This is a genomic window from Halobiforma lacisalsi AJ5, from assembly GCF_000226975.2.
Taxonomy (GTDB): domain Archaea; phylum Halobacteriota; class Halobacteria; order Halobacteriales; family Natrialbaceae; genus Natronobacterium; species Natronobacterium lacisalsi.
Map to the genome: position 1 here is coordinate 1,335,224 of NZ_CP019285.1, position 18,773 is coordinate 1,353,996.

Sequence of the window (18,773 nt, forward strand, 5' to 3'; positions counted from 1 at the left end):
GAGTCTCAGTCGGTCTAAGATTCCCCGGAGGCAATATTCCCGTCACGGTGGACGGTACTCGGGTCTGTGCGCTGTTCGTTGGGACTTTCGTGAGGGTGTGGTGTCCCCGACCAGTTGTGGTCGTCCCACTGGAACCGCACGGGCCGTGCCATCGGCCTGACTGCTGTCTCCGTCTGCCGCTCGAGGAACGTTGCTGACGCCGTGAGGTCGGCGTGGCCGTCGAAGCCACACTCACAGGTGAGTGTGTCCTGATGCCGTGTCGTCCGCTCTGTACTGCCACATTGCGGGCACTCTTGGCTCGTCCACGCTTCCGACCGAACTTCGACCGAGATACCGTACTCCTCAGCAGTACATGCCAGCCGGTCGGTGAACTTCTTGAACGCCCAGAAGTTGTGTGTCTTGGCGTTGGTTTCGACCGACCAATGTGTCTCGAGGACGTCGGTTAACCCGCCGATATAGACTGTGTCCACGCCCTCTGCGTACAACCGTTCAATCAGGTCGCGACAAAGGGCTTCTTGGGCGTGGTCGCGACGGCGCGTCCGGCGTCGGTACAGTCGCCGAATCCGGTCGCTACTGTATCGACCTTCCTCAAGTTTCGACTGTAGTCGGGCAATCTCTCGCGCCGTCTCACGGAAGCGGTCGAACAACTCGCGGCCCTCGTACAGATATTGCTCGCCGGTCGTCGTGGTACAGGCGACGAGATTGTTCGCACCGATATCCAGAGCGGCCGTTTCGTCGGCCAGTGGAGTTGCCTGTTCGTCTGAAGAAACAGTCACAGGCTGTGAAGCTCGGAAGGTGCTGTCAGTCTCGTCGTACCAGAGGTCCAACCGGCCCTGTTTCTCGTACTCGGACCAGTTCGGGTCGCCAACGATTTCTAATCGAAGGCGACTTCCCGGACTATTATGGTTGTCTCGTAGGTCATCCCCCACGACAATCTCAAGTCGGGAACGCTCACCCCATTTGATGGAGTATGCATCGTTGCGAATGACGCCTTTGAGAATACGTCCGTCGTCCTTGTTGCCCCGGAAGCCCGGCGGTTTGGGGTGTTCCGTAACCGAGCTGTTTGACTCGTCGTGGTGCTGCTCTTTCAGCTGGAAGAACGCTCGCCACGCTTCGCTGTTTTTCGCGATGACTTGTTGGGCGGTAGAGGCCGCGAGAACGCTTTTGTATTTGCCCTCGAGCCGGCCTGTATCGACGTTCCATACACTGCCCTCAAAGCCATCTTCGTCGTTATACCGCATGAGACGTTGATAGTTGACTTCGTTCCAGAGAGCGGCAGTAGCGTCCAACAGGTCCCGTAGCACCTGCTCTCCATCGTTAGAGAGTGGTCGCACGGCGAATGTGTTGGTACGCTTCATCTACCAACTACCAGTTCGTTCCGTAGAAAGGTAAAGACCGCCCAGCCAGAGTGAAAGTGAAAGTGGAGTCGATGTGGTGGAGACTCGCGATCGGCAGGAAGACGACGGTATCTCAGTAGAGCAGACGCGATTCACGCCCGCCCTGTTCAGTCCTCGGTTCCGACTGTGGTCGGAACACTCGTCCCTCACGAGAAGGGCGGGACTCTCTCGCTGTCAAAGGTAGGACGTCCTCGAGGGAGACGCCAGTTCCCTCGCCCGTCGGAAACTCGATTTCGTCGGTTCCGGAGAACTACCGGAGTCTAGTGCGTCAGCAACAGCAGTTTTTCGCCGGTCCGGGCGAGACAGAACCGTCGATCCGGCGGCGTCTCGAACGACGTCGTCGGCCGTTCGGTGACGAACAACCGGTCGAACGCCTGCCCGCACGCCGGACACCCCACGTCGTCGCGGTTCTCGAGGATGCGTTGGTCGCCGCCGTCTTTCAGGAGTTTCAGCTTCGACCGGTAGTCGTGCATACTGAATCCGTTCTCGACGGAGATTCGTTCCATGGGGGTCCGTCGCCGGGTCGGACGCATAACTGCAACGGCCGTTGGTTCGTTCCGGCGGGTCGCCCCGTTTTCCCTGCTTACCCCTCTGGAATGATTCGAACTCTGATATGCGGCCAACAGATTATTGTATGTGGTCTGATTCGACCAAATTATGACTGTATGTCCGAGAAATAACGACAGAATGTAAAATACTGCTGCCAAACTCACGAAAAACCGAATCACTTACTCGAGTGGCGGCTCGGGGATTATTATATCCAGTCCAACACATTAAAATTTCGCGCTGTGATACGTTCAGTTCCCTGTCGTTTAAGATGTATCAGTTCCAGTGATTGAGTAGTCGTGGGTGGCACCCGAACGGGTACCCGTCGGACGGTGTGGGCCATCGGCAGCCGACCGGGACTCGCCACTCCCACCCCAATCGGTGATCGGTAATGCAGGAAAACGTAACGAGTACGGAATCCGTCCTCGAGGAGTTGACTCGGATGACGGCCTCGAGGGACCGGAATCGGGAGGAGAGGGATCGAAAGCGGGAGGGAACGAAATCGGGAGAACTTGGTAGCGACGGCACCCCGTTGGAGGTCGAGAATGGGACGAACGGGGCGATAGACGACGTTCAGCAGGAACTCGACGAACTGGTAGCCGAGGTCGAAGGGACGCTACCGGTCGAGGACGTGTCCCTCGACGAGGCGCTGATCAAGGAGAACGTAGAGGAGGTCCTGCTGTTGCTCGTCGCGTTGCGCGGCGAGACCCACGGGAAGGAGTTGCTCTCGGATTTCTCCCGACTCTTCGACGCGAACCTCAGTCCGGGAACCGTCTACCCCTCCCTTCACGACCTCGAGGAGGAGGACGTGCTGTCGATGCACGCGAAGGTCCAGACGAAAGAGTACTCGATCGCCGACGACGAGTACGTGCGGGAGACGGTCGAAGAGACGATGCTCCAGCACCTCTCGTTCGGACTGTTGCTGTACGCGTTTCTGACGCGATACTAGCGGCGGTGGCGTTTCACACTCGAGACTGTTCGGTCGTCACTCGAGACGTGGCTCCGTACAGCCCCTCGAGTCCGGCTTCCGAATCGACCCCGAACTATCGATCGGCGGGATCGCTCTCGGTTTCGGTTCGGTCTCCGTCCCCGTCTCCGGTAGCCAGCGTTTCGGCGATCTCGCTCAGGCTGTCGCTCGGGGGTTCGTGGGCGTCGTAATAGGTCGTCTCGCCCGGTTCCCGCAGTCCGTAGAGGAACTCCGGTTCGACGACGTCGACGAGCGCGGAGCCGCCCAGCGGAACGCCGTGATCGTCGACCCACTCGGACAGTCGGTCGGTCCCACCGCCGGGGTCGCGGGCCAAGTCTGGCGTCTCGTAGACGCCGGGGATCGACAGCTCGTCGCCGGTCAGTGCTCGCTCGACGCGAGCGAACAACTCGTCGCCGTCCAGGATGACCCGGACGACCTCGTCGGTCGGGAACGCGTCGCGGTCGTCGGCCGGGATCTCTAGCCGAACGCCGGTTGCCGTTTCGGTACACGTCGAGCGAACCGTCCGAACCGACGGATGGTCGCTCGCTACTCTATCTACCATTGGCTCGAATCGAATGCAAAACGAGGCTTACTCGTCTTCGCCGTCGCCGAGAAGGTCGTCGACGTCGGTACTCCCGCGGTCGACGATCGAGGCGTTGATCTGTGCGACTGCGCCGGAGACCTCGCGGCCACGGACCGTGATGCGGCGTCGCTCGCCCTCACGACTCGGTCGGTAGCCGGTCTGTCGCTCGCTCATCAGGACTTCCTTCAGGTTCGCGCCGGCGACGTCCTCGTTGAGGGGACGTCCAGCCTCGTCGGAACCGCCGGTGATCTCGAGGGTGTAACCGTCGAGTCCGACCGCGCCGCCGTCGACCTCGTCGCCGATCGACTTGCCGATAAAGCGGTTCGCATCCTGTTCTTCGGCCTCGAGCTGGTAGGTCATCCCGGAGTCGGGATCACCGACGACGACAGTGAAACTTGCCATGCCCGACGGAAGACGGTCGTGGCTCAAAAGAACATCGTTTCACAACGAAATTTTACGCTGCGGTCTGTCGCGAGCGAGACGTGATCGTCTCGCTCGCGACGTCCCTCGGTAAAATCTTCAAAAGAGCGCATAGCGCTCTATTGGACATCGCGGGATCTTCGATCCCGCTCAGCTTCGACCGAAAGCCTCCTCCATCCGTTCGCGCTCCCTTCAGTCGTTCGCTCACATCGGTCGTCGGTCCGCTCGCTCGGTTCACTCGCTCGCGGTCAGGTGCTCGCGGTCAGGTGTTCGGTGATTGCCTGCCCTCCCCCCGGTCGTCCGCCGCTCGCAGTACTCGAGGCGTCCTCCCGGCCATCGAGACTGGCTGTGTTTCGCGTCGGACTCGAACAATCAAGTATACTCCCGTTTTACTGCTATGCGTGTTCATCGATCCCGAACGGCTCGAGGCGCGCTTGGGCGAGGAGTTCGGCGGCAGCGCCGAGGAGCGGCGGGTGGTCGTCCGGCAGGCCGTCGACCTCGCGGACGCGGGCCGGTATCGGGACGATACGGGGTATACGCTGACGACGGACATCGTCGTCTCTGAGCTGGCCGACGCACCGGAGGGGACGCCCGCCGACCGGTGGAACTGGTGGATCGGCTCGCTGGAGATCGCGTACGGGGGGTACGGGCGGTTCCGGATCGACCGCTATTCGGCGACGTGACTCGGGGAGAACGAAACGACTTTTATGCTCCCTGACCAATTAGTCAGGTAGTGACCGATCCGGACGTTCGCGACGCGATCATGACGGCCACCTACGAGGCCCTCTGCGAGCACGGCTACACCGATCTGACGGCACAGGACATCGCCGACCGCACGGACAAGAGCAAATCCCTGTTGTTCTACCACTACGACTCCAAGGAGGACCTCGTCGCCGACTTCGTCGACTACCTCGTCGAGCGGTTCGACGAGTGGATCGCGGAGACGCGCGATCTCAGCCCCCCGGAGCGGCTGGCGACCGTCGTCGACTGGTTCCTCTACGGGTCGGGCGACGACGACGAGCGGCAGTCGTTCCACACCGCGATGCTCGAGATCCGGACGCAGGCTCCGTACAACGAGCAGTACCGCGAAGAGTTGCGCAAGAGCGACGACCGGCTCCGTGAGATCGCCGAAGAGATCCTCCGGGACGGGATGGAGACGGGCGAGTTCACCGACCACGACCCCGAGGAGACCGCCGCCCTCCTGATCGCGACCCTCGACGGTGCGCGTATCCGCCAGCTCACGCTCGCCGAGGACGACTACATCGGGCAGGTTCGGTCGGCGATGGTCGCCCGCATCTTCGACGACATACTCGCCGAGGACGTCTCGTTCCCGGCAGGGCTGCTCCCCGACGAGCTCGATATCGAGGGCAGCGTCGACGGGACCTCGGAACTGAGCCGCTCGAGCGAGACTCGCCAGCGGGAAGATGAACACGGATCGTCCGAGGACGAGGCGGAGTAACGCCCGGACACCTGACACCTGACACCTGCGTCCACCACACACCCGTCATGAGCGAACGAACGTACACCGACGACGCGAACGCCACCGCCGAAGCGGCAGCCGGACTGGCCTCGCCGATCGGCAGGCTCGTCTCCGTGGCGCTCCCCGCTCGAGAGCGGTCGATCCCCGCGGCACTCTGTACCGTCGCCGGCGAGGTCGCCGCGATGGCAGATCGGGGGGTCGATCCCGACGTCTCGCCGGTGCAAGTTACGGAACCGCTGATCGAGGCCGTCGTCTCCCTCGAGGGGTATCTTCGGATCAGACGGCAGCTAGTCCACGGCGACTCGAGCGCGGGCATGGGCTGTCCTCGTGACGACGATGCCCGGAGGAATCCCGGGAGCGGCCGAAGGATCGGCGACCGCGACGGCGACCGCGAACGCGAACGGGACGCCGCCGTCCTGGCCAGCGACTACCTCCACGCAGCGGCCTACGCCGCAGCCGGCGAAACGCCCGTTCCGGCCGGACGCGGGCTCGAGTTGTATCGCGTCCTCGCGTCCGGATCGACGGCGCTTTCTCACGAGTTTCTCGAGCGGAGTCTCGGGACGAGTGACCTGGACGGCGGAGACGCCGAGTCGCTGCCGCCGGCAACGGTCGCCGGCGTCGCCGCCGACCTCGGCGCGACGGCACTCGGCGCGACCGAGGAGATACGTGCCGCGCTCGAGACGTACAGTCGCTCGCTGGCGGCAGCGGTAGTCGCTCGCTCCGGCGAGACGACCGACACCGACGCATCCGACGAGGTCGGTGCGTCCGCACGACCGATCGGCGTGGACCTGCGGCGGACGGTCGTTCGAGTCCTCTCGGCTACCGACGGGATTCGCCTTCCAGCGGAGCAAAGCACCAGTACCGTCGTGCCCGGGGCCGAGCCGGCGAACAGCGACGGTGAGTGCCACCTCGAGCGTGCTCGTGAAGCAGTCGCCGCCCTCGAGCGGGCGGTCGACCCCGAGGTCACGGCCGCGTCCACGGCCTCGGCTTCGGCCTCGGCTTCGGCCTCGGAAGCCCGAGACGATCCCCGGATCAGGGGAGACCTCGAGTCCCCGCTCGTCCGACTCGAGCGGGCAACACGGGTCCCGTTCGGGACCGGCAACGGCAACCCATGAACCCGAGTTCGTTCCCACGACCGATCTGGCCTGCCTACCCGCTCTCGGTGCTCGTCGCCGGGCTGGGTCACTGCTACCTGGGTCGGTTGAAACGCGGCGCGAGCTGGTTCCTGCTGTACGTGCTCGCGCTTGTGTTCCTGAGCGCGCGAACGATCTCCGGCGCGCTCGAGCCGGGCGAGCCGTTCGTCCTCACGGCGTTGCAGTTCGAACGCGTCGCCTTTACGGACGTCGCGGTACCGCTTGCCGTCCTGATCGTCTGCCTGCTGGACGTGTACCTGATCGGGCTGGCCGAACGCACGGGTGCGTCGCCGGCGACGGAACCACGGTCGAACGGATCCTGAGGTTCCGGTCGCCGCTCTTTCCCGTCGTACTGATTGGAAAGTTGACTCATCGCGCCGCTTTTGTGTGTGCCCGTCGAACGCCCCGTATGGACCGTCTCGGCACGCTTCTGGTGAAAGGGCTCGGCGTGTTCGTCCTCGCGCTCGTCGTCCTGGGCGTCGTCGCGACGATCGTCGGCATCGTGTTCTCGATCGTCGCGACCGTCTTCTCGATCGTCGTCACCCTCGCCGTGCTGGGGATTCTCGTGCTGGCGCTCGTCGGGCTGACGTCGCTGCTCCGCGGGGGGTCGTCTGATAGTCGAACGGCGATCGAGGCCGATCGGAGCCTCGAGACGGACGCCACCTCTCGCGGTCGCGATCCGGAAGATCGGCTTCGCGAGCGGTACGTTTCGGGCGAACTGAGCGAAGCGGAGTTCGAGCGGGAACTGGATCGGGTACTCGACGAGGACCCGACCCGACGCGACGTCGACACCGATCGCTCGCGCGAGTTCGATCGAACGAGGCGGTGAGCGGCCACGGCCCGGGCGATGGAGCGGCCGGAACCGACGCAGGCAAACGCCTCGAGTCACAACCGAACGGTATGGAGGTCGAGTTTCTCGGCGGCGCCCGCGAGATCGGTCGCAGCGCCGTTCTCGTGGACGACTCTCTTCTGCTCGATTTCGGGATGTTGACCGACACTCCCCCACAGTTTCCGCTCGAGACACCGGACCCCGACGCGGTCGTGGTTTCGCACGGGCATCTCGATCACGTCGGCACGATACCGGCCCTGCTTTCCGGCGAAGCACGGCCGCCGATTCATTGGACGCCGCCGACGCACGAGCTGGCGCTGACGCTCGCACGGGACACACTCAAACTGCACGGGGGCTCGTACAACTGTCCGTTCACTGCGACCGATCTCAAGCGCGTCACACAGGTCTCGAGAACGCATGGGTATCGGGACCCATTCGAAGCAGCCGGATACGAGGTGACGTTCTACAATGCAGGTCACATTCCAGGAAGCGCTCACGTACTCGTCGACGATGGAGAGACGCGACTTCTCTATACGGGTGATTTCCATACCGACGACCAGCGCCTGGTTTCGGGGACTACTTCGCGACCCGATGCCGACGTCGTCATCTGCGAGAGTACCTACTCCGACGTCGAGCACGAGGAACGGTCCGTAGTGGAGGAGCGATTCGTCGAGAGCGTCGAGACGACGCTCTGGGAGGGAGGAACGGTCGTCGTCCCTGCGTTCGCAATCGGACGGACACAGGAGATGATGCTCATCTGTGATGCCTACGACATCCCCTGTTACGTCGACGGGATGGGGAAGCAGGTGACCGAGATGCTTCAGCAGTATCCCGAGTTCGTTCGCGACCCGGACGCGTTTCGACGAGCGAAATCCCACGCACGGTTCGTCACCGGTCGAAACGGCCAGCGAAAGCGAATCACCGACCAGCACGCAGCGATCATCACCACCAGTGGTATGCTGTCCGGTGGCCCTGCCATGACCTACGTTCCCGAAATTCGGGCGAATCCGACGAACAAGATCACCATGACTGGCTATCAGGTCGAAGGGACACCCGGTCGCGACCTACTCGAGACAGGTCGTGCCGAGATCGACGGCCGGGTGATGCCCGTCAGCGCACAGGTGGAACAGTACGACTTTTCAGCACACGCCGACCGGGATGGCCTTCTTGCGTTCCTCGAGTCGTACGAGAATACCCCCGTTCTGGTGAATCACGGGGATCGGTGTGATCGATTCGCTTCGACACTCCGAAAGGACGGGTTCGAGGCGACGGCACCGCAGCTCGGCTCCGTACATAACGTCTAACTGATCACACTAGTAGGGTATCGGCTCGCGTGGGTACTTTCGTCGGCGGGAACCGCATCGGGATCGGGTGACCGGACTCCGACGAGTGCAGGGCAGCGGTCACGGGGAACTGGATGCTGGCCGCTCCCCAGGGAACAGCTGTTTGAGTTTGTTCGCGTTGTTCTTCCGGAGGAACCGTGCGACCTCGAGCAGCGTGGGTGCGGTGCGATAGGTTCCCAGCGTGTCCGGGGCAGCCGGTTCGAACCCGGGATCGTTCAGGTTCCGGACGCCGTCGACCAGTACCGTGCCCGTGGCGGGATCCCGCTGGCGGTGCTTGACGTCCTGGTACGTGTCGGTGTCCTCGATCGGAACCTGCTCGAGCGCGACGATGCGGCCGCCATCGATGCGGTCGGTGAGTTGTTGAAGCGTGACGCCGGCTTTCGAGTCGTCGGCGATGAACTCCCACAGGCCGCCGATCCGCCCGCGGTAGTCTCGGATGTCGCTGTAGTGAAACGAAAGTACACCGTACTCGGGGGCCTCCAGGATCCGACCGGTGAGGAGGCCGAAACCGAAGCGGATCACGACGTCGGTTTCGGCGGCGAGCCTGTCGACGATCGGATCCGGCAGCGTCGCCCACAGTTCGTCCCTCCGGTTCGGGGTGCAGCCGACGACGTCCGCCCCGGCGAACGCATCGACCGTAGAGACGTGCCGCGGTTCGTCGTACGCGGGTCGGCCCCGGATGGATCGCAGCAGTTCGGTTCCCTTCCAGACGGGGAGCCACGCCCCCCAGCTCCAGGCGCGCCGGGCCTGGCGACGCAGCGACCGGTCCCGGATCGAGCGGGATTCCTCGTTGACGACCACGAGGGAAACGTCCGCCGCCGTCTCGGCGTCCACTTTCTCAAGCGCTGCCGTCTGATACGCGGGCGGATACTCGCCGTCGAGGAGGACGCCGATGTCCGTACAACTCATTCGCTCCTGTTTTCGGTGACTCCGATACGGCTTTGTTATCTTCTACGTTCCACGCTGTACGCTGACGCGACTGTCGGGTCCCGTTCGTAGTAGCCGTATACGCCGAGTTAACAGGATCATTAGACGGAGAGCGAGGAGTTCGACGCGAGCGCCCCCGAACTCGGCGACGTACTCGAGGTGTCGCCGTAGCATCCGTCTCTCCCGGTTTCCGGCGGGGTGCCTTGATACTGGTCGGGAACGAACGTCCGGTATGTCCGTTCTCGAGGGGACCGTCCGTTCGCACCGTCACCGCCACCGTTACCGTCCGACCCCCCTCCGAGGGTTCCGAGGTGATCTCCCATGACGCGGGTTCTCGTCGCCTACGGCTCGAGCGAGGGCCAGACCGCAGCGGTCGCCGAACGAATCGCCGACGTGCTCGAGTCCGACGGCCACGAACCGACGCTGGTCGACCTGGGCCACTCCTCGGCCGACCTCGAGTCGGCGGAGTACGACGGTGCCATCGTCGGTGCGTCGATCCACGCCGGGGCTCACCAGCGGTACGTCGCGGAGTTCGTGCGGGACCACCGCGAAACGCTGAACCGACTGCCGTCGGCGTTTTACTCGGTCAGTCTTTCGGCCGCCTCCGAGGACGAGGAGAGCCAAGCGGCGGCCGAGGAGTTGCTCGAGGGGTTCCTCGAGGAGACAGGATGGGACCCGGACGGGACGCTGTCGGTCGCCGGGGCGCTCAGGTACAGCGAGTACGGGCTGCTCAAGCGGTTCATGATGCGTCGGATCGCCAGCGAGGAGAGCGGTGACACCGACACCTCGCGGGACTACGAGTACACCGACTGGGGGGACGTCGAGTCGTTCGCCCGGGAGTTCTCGACGCTGGTAACCTGACGGCCCGGAATCGAGGAGCATCGAAGCCGAAAGCGGCAGCGGTTGCCGGCCTGGCAACGGTTTTTGAGCCGTTCGTGGTCCGAGGGGTATGACGAGCGATCCCGACTCCGACGCTGACTCGGACGTGGCCGACGGCGACGATCTCGAGTTGAGCGAGGCCGAGGAGCAGGCGCTCCACGGGATGCAACTCGGGATCGAGTATCTCTACCGTGCGTACGGCTCGTTGCTCGAGTTCCATCATCACGTCGGACGCGCGATGAACCGGATGGCCGACGCGGAAGACGACCTCCGCGAGGCCGGCCACGAGGAGTGGGCGGACCGACTCCGGGACGAGCACTTGCCCGCGGGGGCGATCGACGACCGGTGGACGTTCGAACTCGTCGACGAGTTTTCCGCGGAGTTCCTCGAGGAGATGGACGACTTCGAGGCCTCGGTCAGGGAGGAGCTGGCCGACGGACTCCCCCACGTCTCCGAACGTCGGCACAAGCAACACCTGCGCGAGCGAGCCGATTCGGACGAGTATGGGGGAGGCGAGGCCGAGAGAGGCGCTGGACGCGGAACCGAGAACGACGGTGAGGACGGAACCGAGGACGATGGGTGATCCGTAGGGGACGATTCCTCGAGGACTACCCCCTCGGCGAGGGGCGCGAGCGGCGGACGGGACCGCGGAGTGAGAAGAATTTTCGCGCCTCTCGCCGTACGTCCCCGCATGACCGACCGGTACGACGTCATCGTTCTGGGAGTCGGCGGCATGGGCAGTGCCGCCGTCGCTCACCTTGCCGACCGCGGCGCTGACGTCCTCGGCCTCGAGCGGTACGACATCCCCCACGGCTACGGCTCCTCGCACGGCCGGACGCGGATCTTCCGGCTCGCCTACGGCGAGGATCCCGCGTACGTTCCGTTGCTCCGTCGAGCCGAGGAACTGTGGGAAGACCTCGAGGCCGACCACGACGGCCGACTGCTGTACCGGACCGGATCGATCGACGCCGGCCCGACCGACTCCGACTTCGTCGCGACCTCGGAGCGATCCTGCGAGGAACACGACCTCGAGTACGAACGGCTCTCGAGCGAGGAACTGTCGGACCGCCACCCGGGGTACGACCTCCCGGCGGACTACGAGGCGATCTACCAGCCCGACGGCGGGTTCCTGGTCCCCGAGGAGTGTATCGTGGCCCACGTCGAGCGCGCCCATCGCGAGGGGGCGACGGTCCGGGCCCGCGAACGGGTCGTCGACTGGTCGCCGATCGCCGACGGCGTCCGCGTCGAGACCGACTACGACGCCTACGAGGCCGACTCGCTCGTGATCGCCGCGGGCGCGTGGGCCTCCCGTTTCGTGGACGCCCTCGAGGGCGTCGTCGTCCCCGAGCGACAGGTCGTGACCTGGCTCCAGCCCGACCGGCCCGAACAGTTCGGGCCCGATCGGTTCCCCGTCTGGAACCTCGAGACGCCCGACGGACGGTTCTACGGCTTCCCCGTCCACGACCTGCCGGGGTTCAAGTTCGGCCGATACCACCACCGCGAGGAGACCGTCGATCCCGACGCCTTCGAGCGGGAGCCGACCCAGGCAGACGAACGGCTCCTGCGGGAGTTCGCCGAGGAGTACTTCCCGGCCGGTGCGGGGCCGACGATGCGCATGGAGACCTGCCTGTTCTCGAATACGCCGGACGAAGACTTCGTACTCGACACGCTACCTGACCACCCGCAGGTCACCGTCGGTGCTGGCTTCTCCGGACACGGGTTCAAGTTCGCCAGCGTCGTCGGCGAGATCCTCGCCGATCTCGCGCTCGAGGGTGAGACCGACCACGACATCGGAATGTTTACGCTGGACCGGTTCTAGCCGTCGACTTTCGCTTCGCTCTCGTCGCGGTTTTCACCGTCTAGATCGTCGGCATCAGCCTCGAGGACGCCCCCGGACGCTTCCGCCTCACCGGCTGTGAGTTTCGAATCGAGCAGCGCTCGGAGACGGTCGGCGTACTCCCGAATCGCGCTCCGTTGGTCGGCCGCCTCTTCGTCCGCGTCCGTTCGTCCGTCGTCCCCGTTTCCGCCGCCGGTCGCTCGAGCGAAGACGAGTTCGGGATCCTCGGTGAGGTCCTCGGCAGCCTCCGAATCGGCCTCGTCGCCGACTTCCTCGGTGTCCATCGGCGGGTTCTCTCCTCGTTCTTGATCCTGTTCCCCCTCTTCTTTCCCTTCGCTCCCGACGTCGCTGCCCACCGCCTCGAGCGACGGCGGCTCGAAAACGTAGGTCGTCCCCCGGTTGCGGACGAGGTACCGTTCGCTCCGCCGGTCGAAAACGACGGCGGCCCCGACGTCGATCCCGAGTTGTGCGAGTTCCGCGAGGCTCTCGACCGTCGCGTACCCGGGTGCTGGTTCGTCGCCCGCGGAGCGGTGGTCGTCGGCCCCCCGTTCGACGAACTCGAACCCGGAGTCGGGGTTCGGGTCCGGGTCGTCCGCGGCTCCGTCCCCGCTCTCGCCCGTCCGGGCGGAGTCGAACTCGAGTTCCGAGGGCGGAAGCCGGACCCTGGTGACGACCGCCGCGAACCGCTCGCGATCCTCGTGGTAGGCCAGCCACTCCCGCTCGGTCGGTGTCGGCTCCGGGTATTGCCACGAGGCGAGCGCCAGGCCGGCGAGCCCTACCGATCCGAGGACCAGCAACAGTGGTCCGCCGACCGTCCGCGTCGGCCCGACGGTCGCCGGGACGACCACCGTCTCGTACTCCTCGCCGTGGTCCTCCTGGTACCCCACTTCGTCGTCGACCGAGTACGTGCTACCGTCGTACTCGATGTCGACCGCGTAGCCGTCGCTCGCGGCCCGGTACTCGCCCTCGATTTCGCCTTCGATCTCCCGGTCGATCGCGAGGTAGATCTCCGTCGTACCGGGGCTGGCCCCGAGGTCGCTCTCGATCTCGTCGATCTCGGCCGCGACCTCGGGCACGTCGACGGCGAACGCGGCGGTGACGTCCTCGCCCGGCGCGACGTCGGGTTCGCTCGCCGACGCGAGTTCCTCCCGCTGGCTCCAGTAGACCGTCTCGGTCTCGGGATCGACGGCCCGGTAGACGAGGTCGATCGTCACGTTGACTTCCACGTTCCGGGCGCTGTCGGCCTCGTATCCCCCGACGAACTCACCCTCGAGTTCCGGGGTGATCGCCGTATAGTACAGCGGTTCGTTCTCGAGGACGGTTCCGTTCGCGTGGACGGGCGTCGACTCGGTTACGGTCGCCCCGTGGGAGAGCTCCCCCGTGGCGGTCCAGGCGGGCTCGAGTCGCTGCTCCGTCTTCTCGTCCGGAGCGGCGTACGCACCGTAGGTCACCCACGCGCCGATCAGAACGAGCGCGACGGCGACGACGATGAGAGCCGTCCGGTACTCCGCGAGCAGCGCGCGGAACTTCAATCGCCTGGCGGTCCCCTCCGTCGGTGTCGCGTCGTCGGTGTCCGTCTGCATGGTCAGGTGTTCTCCCGCGGTGTCCGCGAGTACGTCGTATCGGTTCCTCGCCGATGCTGCCGCCGATCCGTCGCCCGTCGCCGTCGCGTCCGCTCCCGGCGGGCTCGCGGGTCGCCGGGCCCCAGCAGGGCGTGCCCGAGGAGGTAGACGCCGCCCCCGAGCAGAGAGACGACGGCGACGAACGGGAGCCAGGGGTGGAGGGCGTACAGTGCGTCGAGCACCGGCAGCGGGAGGACGTACAGGTAGCGGTGTTCGGTGACGTAGGTCGGGTAGTAGCCGGTCTCGTCGGGTGCCGTGATCGAAACGGTCGTTTCGGCGGTCTCCCTGGGCCCGACGACCGTCGGCCCCCGCTCGGTGTCGACCCCCTGCCCGCCGGGCTCGAGATAGGTGACGACCGGGACGAACCCGCCGTTTCCGATCGCGTACGGGATCTCGGCGGTCGTCCCGCGTTCGATCACCAGCGGCCGATCGGAGTCGAACTCCGCGCTGACGACGTCGTAGGAGTGGGTGCCGGCGGGCGCGACCATCGCCGCCGTGGCGGCGACGACGATCAGCAGGGCGAACGCCCCCGCGAGCAGCCGTGGATCGACGCCCACCTCCTCGCCACGGCCGCGGGATCGGTCCGGTGAGGAGCCGGAATCGGGGCGGCGTCGCTCCCGGATCGTCTCGACGGCATAGAGGACGAGCGACACGACCAGCAGCATGTACGCGAGCCCCGTCGTCCCGAGGAACGCCCGGAGGCCGAACGTGACCGCGAGCCACCGCTGGACGCGCTCGAGGGCCTCGCCGATCCCCATCACGGCGGTCCCGAGGCTCGGGATCGTGACCACGTCGCCGTTCACCTGGAGGGCGGTGGCGACGATCTGGCCGTCCTGGACGAGCGGCTCGCCGCTGTCCTGGTCGGTAAACGGGTTCGCGTCCCCGCGGGTGACGTACCCCCGGTCGGTCGCCTCGACGATCCGGTGAGTCGTCAGTCCGCCCCCCTCGATCTCTTCGGCCTCGAAGACGACGACGTCGCCGACCTCCGGTTCGCCCGCCAGTTCGCTGGGCACCGCGACGAACCCGTCGCCGGTCTCGATCGTCGGCTCCATGCTCCCGGTCTCGACGAACCCGAGCAGGATCGGCTGGCCGAGCAACTGGCCGGCCAGCAACGCGACGAGCACGATGGCTACGAGTCCCTGGCCCCCACGACTCACCCCCCGTCGGATCATTCCCAGATCGGATCAATCACGTTGTGTCATTTGAATTTTAGGGTATCTGATCTGTATTGCCTCCGATAGCTCACGCCCGCGTTCGAACGAAGCGGACGCCGAGCAAGGCAACGATGAACCCGAGACCGACGGCACCCAGCGCCAGGAGGGGCATCCCGTCGGCCGGTCCGGACTCCTCGCGGTCCTCGTTTGATTTGTCGGATCCGTCTCCGTCTGGGCCCCGGTCATCGGGGTCGTCCCCGAGAGTCGTCTCGCCGAGATCCGATTTCTCCCCCTCGAGTGCGACGACGTACTCCGCGGTCGGGTCCGCGGGGATCACGTACTCGAGCGTCGACTCGGTCCCGGCGACCTGCTCGATCTCGCCGTCGGTCCAGGTCTTCCCGTCGGCTCGCCAAACGGTGACCCCGGTTCCGTCGGTTCCCTTGCGATCGAGCCGCGACCGGTCGACGACGAGGCGGTAGGAAACGTCCTCGAGAGTGCCGTCCGGCGCGCCTTCGAGGGCGACGGCACCGACCGGTTCGACGCCGTGTTCGCTCCGGAGGCGTTCGAACCGTGCGTCCTCGAGCCGTTTCTCGGTCGCGACCGTGAACGAAGCCTCGTCGCCCGCGAGCGTGACGTCGAAGCGGGCGAGGGAAACGCCGTCGCCGAGGGTCAACCCGTGCAGGTCGATCGATTCGGGCCCGCAGCCGTCGGCGTCCGCGATCGAAATCGCTCGCGTCGTCTTGTCCGAGCCCTCGACGGTTACGCTCGGTCCCGTCGGACAGGCGACCGTCGTGTCGGACTCGGCGTCGGAGTCGGTCTCGTCGTCCTCGTCCTCGTCCCCGTCGGGTACTTTCCCGTGAATCGCGATTTCGCGTATCAAAACGTCCGTCGCCTCCTGGCCGTGCGAGTCCACGGTGAACCCGACGTCGATCGACTCGTAGGGCTCGAGCGTCGCGTTGTTTTCCATCCCTTCGATCGAACTCGAGCCCGGGCCGTCGCCGTCCGAGCGATAGAAGGTGACGTTGGCCGACTCGTGCTCGAGCCACACGTGCGCGTAGTCGTCTCCTGTATAGTTGAGCGTGAACACGTCGTCTACTCCGGTGATCGCGTCGGCCGGGACGCCGTCGCCCTCGACGGCGTCGTTGCCCGCGGTCAGGTCGACCACGAGTTGCTCCTCGTCGTCCAGGTGAGCGTACGCGCCGTTCGGGCCGTCGTGCGGTTCGGCGGTGATCCGCTCACCGATGTCGTCGTAGCCGCCGGTCCCGGGTCCGCTCCCGCCGGTGGTGGCGACGACGAGCGCGAGGAGACAGAGGACGGCGATTCCGGCGGCGGCCCGTCGGGTCATGGGTACGGCCACCTCGCGCGGGAGTCAGTATCGGCGTCCATGTCGGCGTCGGAGTCTCGAGTCGGCATTGGCGATCGTGATCGTGTTCTCGTATCGGAACCGGTATCGGCGGGCCTCCGTCGGGACCGGCGCGGAACGCCGCGCAGTGTCGTCGACGTGGTGGGATGCGTGGTGTGTCGATCGTGACTGCGTTCACCGGACCGCGTGTCGCTCGACACGTTCGGGTTCGGTGACCGAGCCGGCTCGCGCCGTCTCCCGGCGCGAGCCGTCCCGGCGCTGTGCAGGCCCCCACTCCCCCAATCCCTGGCGGATGTAGTGGGGTTCGGCGGCGATCGGTCGCCGCCGGGGAACGCGACGGGGTTCGACCGTGGTGGTGGACACATCGGAGCGAGCGCCGCGACGCGGCCGCGAACGTGGCGGGTGAGTGAACGGGTGATCGATCGCGGCCGCGTCGGGAACCGCCTCGAGGAGCCCCCTCCGCTCGAGGCGGGCGGCGTTCGTACCGTCGCGTTCCCGCTCGAGGGAAGATCGGCTAGCGCTATTGTAATACGGGTGTTGACTGGGTTTCAACGGGAGTCAACGAGGGTATCGATGGTAGTATATTGGAAATTGAAACGAGATTTCTGAGGGACAAATAGAAAGTGTACTAAGAACTGCTCTTGTCACTTGGAAATACATCAGGATACTTTTCAGAATCCTCAGATACTGCGATGATGGTAAATTCAGTACTGATTTTTTGCAGTGGGACATCTCCAATCTGGATTCGTAATCCGAGGTCGATTGCTGCCCCTGGAGACTTAATTACAGTCGAAGGATTGGATTCCGTAAGAGCCGACTTTCTGCCTTTCTCAATTAGTTCTATTTCCTTTAGATCAGACCCATCATATTCGCCAAACATGACAATATCATCGGACCCTCTATTCCTTGCTTGGAATAAGTCCGTGAACTCGTAGATGGTGTTCGGGCTAACCCCATCACCGGTATCTTCGAACGTTCCATTTGGGGGAGTTACCTCCTCGTCAAAACGGAAGTGCAATAATCCTCCCTCAGTCTTTGTGAAGTTGTTAGATATATCGTCTAACTCCAAATATGCGTACTGATCACTTTCGATCTCGAATGTAACCCCACGGTTTGCTTCCACTGAACTGAAGGCACTACTACCTACGACTATTGACCCCCCCAATGAGATTGCTGCAGCGCCAGTAATGAAGCGTCTTCTCTTCATAAAAACAGGTTTGGTTTATTTCACTCCCTAGTTATCTGAGCTAATCGTGGGGACATGAGAGCCCGCAGTAGACGGCCCTGCGTCAGGGTACTTTTCGCTGTCATCCGTCACTGCGTAAATTGTGATGTTGGCGTCGCCGATGTCTTCGCCGATATCGTCTTCGCTCACATTACGGAAAAGCCCGGACACCTTTACGCTGGCCCCCGATTCCAGAATCACACCTTGATTACCGCCTTCTCGAGGCCCACTATTTTGTTTTAGAGTCGCATTCTTCCCTACGTCTTGAGAGTGGAGGAAAAAACTCAGTGATCCATCACCACTGAGAGCGGTGTCAACTTCCGATACGTCCATCGTGATCAGGATTTCCTTGGTACCCTGGTTCTTATATATGAGCTCTGGCCCAAACCCAGTGTCCGCATTGGCATTAAGACCAGTTCCAGAGGCATCAGAGGTATTGTCGAAGTTCAGTTCGACGACTCCACCGCTCGTTTGTGCGAAGGTTGCATCGGGGGTAGGTTCCATCCCGAAGTATGCGTTCTCGTCGCTAGCAACATTCAGTGAAACCGTTCGATCAGCTTCTACACTCGAGAACGCGCCCGTACCGACGGCCGCAGCTGCTCCCGATGCCAGTGCTCCCATTCCGATGACGAATTTGCGTCGTTGCATGGTTGGATTCTCCGTTGTGTGTTCGCGGGCGGCCACACCTCCACACCGACCGACTCGAGCTCGTCGTCCGCCCGATCCCCACCGCGGGGATCACATCTCGTCCGTCCCCGGCAAGGGATATTGTAATACGGTCGTGGAGTTAATTTCAAGAACAGGTAGCGACAGTCAACACGTTACTGACCGAATCGAACCGGAGGTCCGCGACCCGTTGACCCCTCGAGGACCGAACTCAACGACCGGTGTCCGACCCTCCGACTTCGGTTGACTTCAGTTCAACCGCCTCGAGAACGACGGCCACAAAACGTATCAGGGAGTTTGAACCGCTCTCAAGTCGGCCTTGAACGACCGGTACACCCGGCTCACGTCGGAGAATTCTCCTTTTGCTCGAGTAGTCCGTCGTTCGCTATGGAGCGCGAGCCG

The 18,773-nt window shown here is 64.2% G+C and carries 21 protein-coding genes; 10 read left to right on the top strand and 11 right to left on the bottom strand.

What is annotated here, in order from left to right:
• Nucleotides 1–14: 14 nt before the first annotated feature.
• On the bottom strand, nt 15–1,358 hold the full coding sequence (locus tag CHINAEXTREME_RS06270) for an IS200/IS605 family transposase (RefSeq protein WP_007139835.1): 1,344 nt from the start codon (nt 1,356–1,358) through the stop codon (nt 15–17).
• A gap of 299 nt (nt 1,359–1,657) precedes the next feature.
• Nucleotides 1,658–1,903: a DUF7385 family protein gene (locus CHINAEXTREME_RS06275; protein ID WP_007139834.1), complete on the bottom strand. Its 246-nt coding sequence runs from the start codon at nt 1,901–1,903 to the stop codon at nt 1,658–1,660.
• A gap of 431 nt (nt 1,904–2,334) precedes the next feature.
• On the opposite strand from CHINAEXTREME_RS06275, the gene CHINAEXTREME_RS06280 reads away from it, so the two are divergent.
• The gene (locus tag CHINAEXTREME_RS06280) at nt 2,335–2,892 is read left to right on the top strand and encodes a helix-turn-helix transcriptional regulator (protein ID WP_007139833.1); all 558 of its coding nucleotides are present in this window, start codon (nt 2,335–2,337) and stop codon (nt 2,890–2,892) included.
• Between the two features lie 94 nt (nt 2,893–2,986).
• On the opposite strand, the gene CHINAEXTREME_RS06285 is transcribed toward CHINAEXTREME_RS06280, so the two are convergent.
• Both CHINAEXTREME_RS06285 and CHINAEXTREME_RS06290 read right to left on the bottom strand, forming a co-directional pair.
• Nucleotides 2,987–3,472: a DUF7112 family protein gene (locus tag CHINAEXTREME_RS06285; RefSeq protein WP_007139832.1), complete on the bottom strand. Its 486-nt coding sequence runs from the start codon at nt 3,470–3,472 to the stop codon at nt 2,987–2,989.
• 27 nt (nt 3,473–3,499) lie between these two features.
• A complete protein-coding gene (locus CHINAEXTREME_RS06290; protein ID WP_007139831.1) occupies nt 3,500–3,895 on the bottom strand; it encodes a 30S ribosomal protein S6e in 396 nt (131 codons plus the stop codon).
• A 419-nt stretch (nt 3,896–4,314) separates the two neighbouring features.
• Here CHINAEXTREME_RS06290 and CHINAEXTREME_RS06295 point away from each other — a divergent pair, with 419 nt between their 5' ends.
• From CHINAEXTREME_RS06295 to CHINAEXTREME_RS06320, 6 genes are all read left to right on the top strand, one after another.
• Nucleotides 4,315–4,596: a hypothetical protein gene (locus tag CHINAEXTREME_RS06295; RefSeq protein ID WP_007139830.1), complete on the top strand. Its 282-nt coding sequence runs from the start codon at nt 4,315–4,317 to the stop codon at nt 4,594–4,596.
• A 50-nt stretch (nt 4,597–4,646) separates the two neighbouring features.
• The gene (locus tag CHINAEXTREME_RS06300; protein ID WP_007139829.1) at nt 4,647–5,372 is read left to right on the top strand and encodes a TetR/AcrR family transcriptional regulator; all 726 of its coding nucleotides are present in this window, start codon (nt 4,647–4,649) and stop codon (nt 5,370–5,372) included.
• A 47-nt stretch (nt 5,373–5,419) separates the two neighbouring features.
• Entirely contained in the window at nt 5,420–6,508 is a 1,089-nt protein-coding gene (locus CHINAEXTREME_RS06305) for a hypothetical protein (RefSeq protein WP_007139828.1), read from the top strand.
• Nucleotides 6,505–6,849: a hypothetical protein gene (locus CHINAEXTREME_RS06310; protein ID WP_007139827.1), complete on the top strand. Its 345-nt coding sequence runs from the start codon at nt 6,505–6,507 to the stop codon at nt 6,847–6,849. The genes CHINAEXTREME_RS06305 and CHINAEXTREME_RS06310 overlap by 4 nt, the downstream gene beginning before the upstream one ends.
• Nucleotides 6,850–6,935: 86 nt before the next feature.
• Nucleotides 6,936–7,355, top strand: a complete 420-nt coding sequence (locus CHINAEXTREME_RS06315) for an SHOCT domain-containing protein (RefSeq protein WP_007139826.1) — start codon at nt 6,936–6,938, stop codon at nt 7,353–7,355.
• A 71-nt stretch (nt 7,356–7,426) separates the two neighbouring features.
• On the top strand, nt 7,427–8,659 hold the full coding sequence (locus CHINAEXTREME_RS06320; RefSeq protein ID WP_029601490.1) for an MBL fold metallo-hydrolase: 1,233 nt from the start codon (nt 7,427–7,429) through the stop codon (nt 8,657–8,659).
• Between the two features lie 99 nt (nt 8,660–8,758).
• On the opposite strand, the gene CHINAEXTREME_RS06325 is transcribed toward CHINAEXTREME_RS06320, so the two are convergent.
• Nucleotides 8,759–9,607 carry a formyltransferase family protein gene (locus CHINAEXTREME_RS06325; protein WP_007139824.1) on the bottom strand — a complete coding sequence of 283 codons (849 nt, stop codon included), beginning with the start codon at nt 9,605–9,607 and terminating at the stop codon, nt 8,759–8,761.
• Between the two features lie 339 nt (nt 9,608–9,946).
• Here CHINAEXTREME_RS06325 and CHINAEXTREME_RS06330 point away from each other — a divergent pair, with 339 nt between their 5' ends.
• From CHINAEXTREME_RS06330 to solA, 3 genes are all read left to right on the top strand, one after another.
• Complete coding sequence (locus CHINAEXTREME_RS06330) at nt 9,947–10,486, top strand: flavodoxin domain-containing protein (RefSeq protein ID WP_007139822.1); 540 nt, start codon at nt 9,947–9,949, stop codon at nt 10,484–10,486.
• An 88-nt stretch (nt 10,487–10,574) separates the two neighbouring features.
• A complete protein-coding gene (locus CHINAEXTREME_RS06335) occupies nt 10,575–11,087 on the top strand; it encodes a hypothetical protein (RefSeq protein WP_007139821.1) in 513 nt (170 codons plus the stop codon).
• Between the two features lie 108 nt (nt 11,088–11,195).
• Nucleotides 11,196–12,323 carry an N-methyl-L-tryptophan oxidase gene (gene solA / locus CHINAEXTREME_RS06340; protein ID WP_007139820.1) on the top strand — a complete coding sequence of 376 codons (1,128 nt, stop codon included), beginning with the start codon at nt 11,196–11,198 and terminating at the stop codon, nt 12,321–12,323.
• Here the strand turns inward: solA and CHINAEXTREME_RS06345 are convergent.
• From CHINAEXTREME_RS06345 to CHINAEXTREME_RS21400, 6 genes are all read right to left on the bottom strand, one after another.
• Nucleotides 12,320–13,924, bottom strand: a complete 1,605-nt coding sequence (locus tag CHINAEXTREME_RS06345; RefSeq protein WP_007139819.1) for a DUF5305 family protein — start codon at nt 13,922–13,924, stop codon at nt 12,320–12,322. The two genes, solA and CHINAEXTREME_RS06345, sit on opposite strands and share 4 nt — an antisense overlap.
• 2 nt (nt 13,925–13,926) lie before the next feature.
• Nucleotides 13,927–15,135: a signal peptidase I gene (locus CHINAEXTREME_RS06350; protein WP_007139818.1), complete on the bottom strand. Its 1,209-nt coding sequence runs from the start codon at nt 15,133–15,135 to the stop codon at nt 13,927–13,929.
• A gap of 70 nt (nt 15,136–15,205) precedes the next feature.
• Entirely contained in the window at nt 15,206–16,462 is a 1,257-nt protein-coding gene (locus CHINAEXTREME_RS06355) for a hypothetical protein (RefSeq protein ID WP_007139817.1), read from the bottom strand.
• A 192-nt stretch (nt 16,463–16,654) separates the two neighbouring features.
• A complete protein-coding gene (locus CHINAEXTREME_RS06360) occupies nt 16,655–16,843 on the bottom strand; it encodes a hypothetical protein (RefSeq protein WP_049918386.1) in 189 nt (62 codons plus the stop codon).
• A gap of 265 nt (nt 16,844–17,108) precedes the next feature.
• Nucleotides 17,109–17,687, bottom strand: coding sequence for a hypothetical protein (locus CHINAEXTREME_RS21395; protein WP_152423869.1), 579 nt, complete (start codon nt 17,685–17,687; stop codon nt 17,109–17,111).
• Nucleotides 17,688–17,714: 27 nt separating this feature from the next.
• Nucleotides 17,715–18,389 carry a hypothetical protein gene (locus CHINAEXTREME_RS21400; protein ID WP_152423868.1) on the bottom strand — a complete coding sequence of 225 codons (675 nt, stop codon included), beginning with the start codon at nt 18,387–18,389 and terminating at the stop codon, nt 17,715–17,717.
• Between the last annotated feature and the right edge of the window lie 384 nt (nt 18,390–18,773).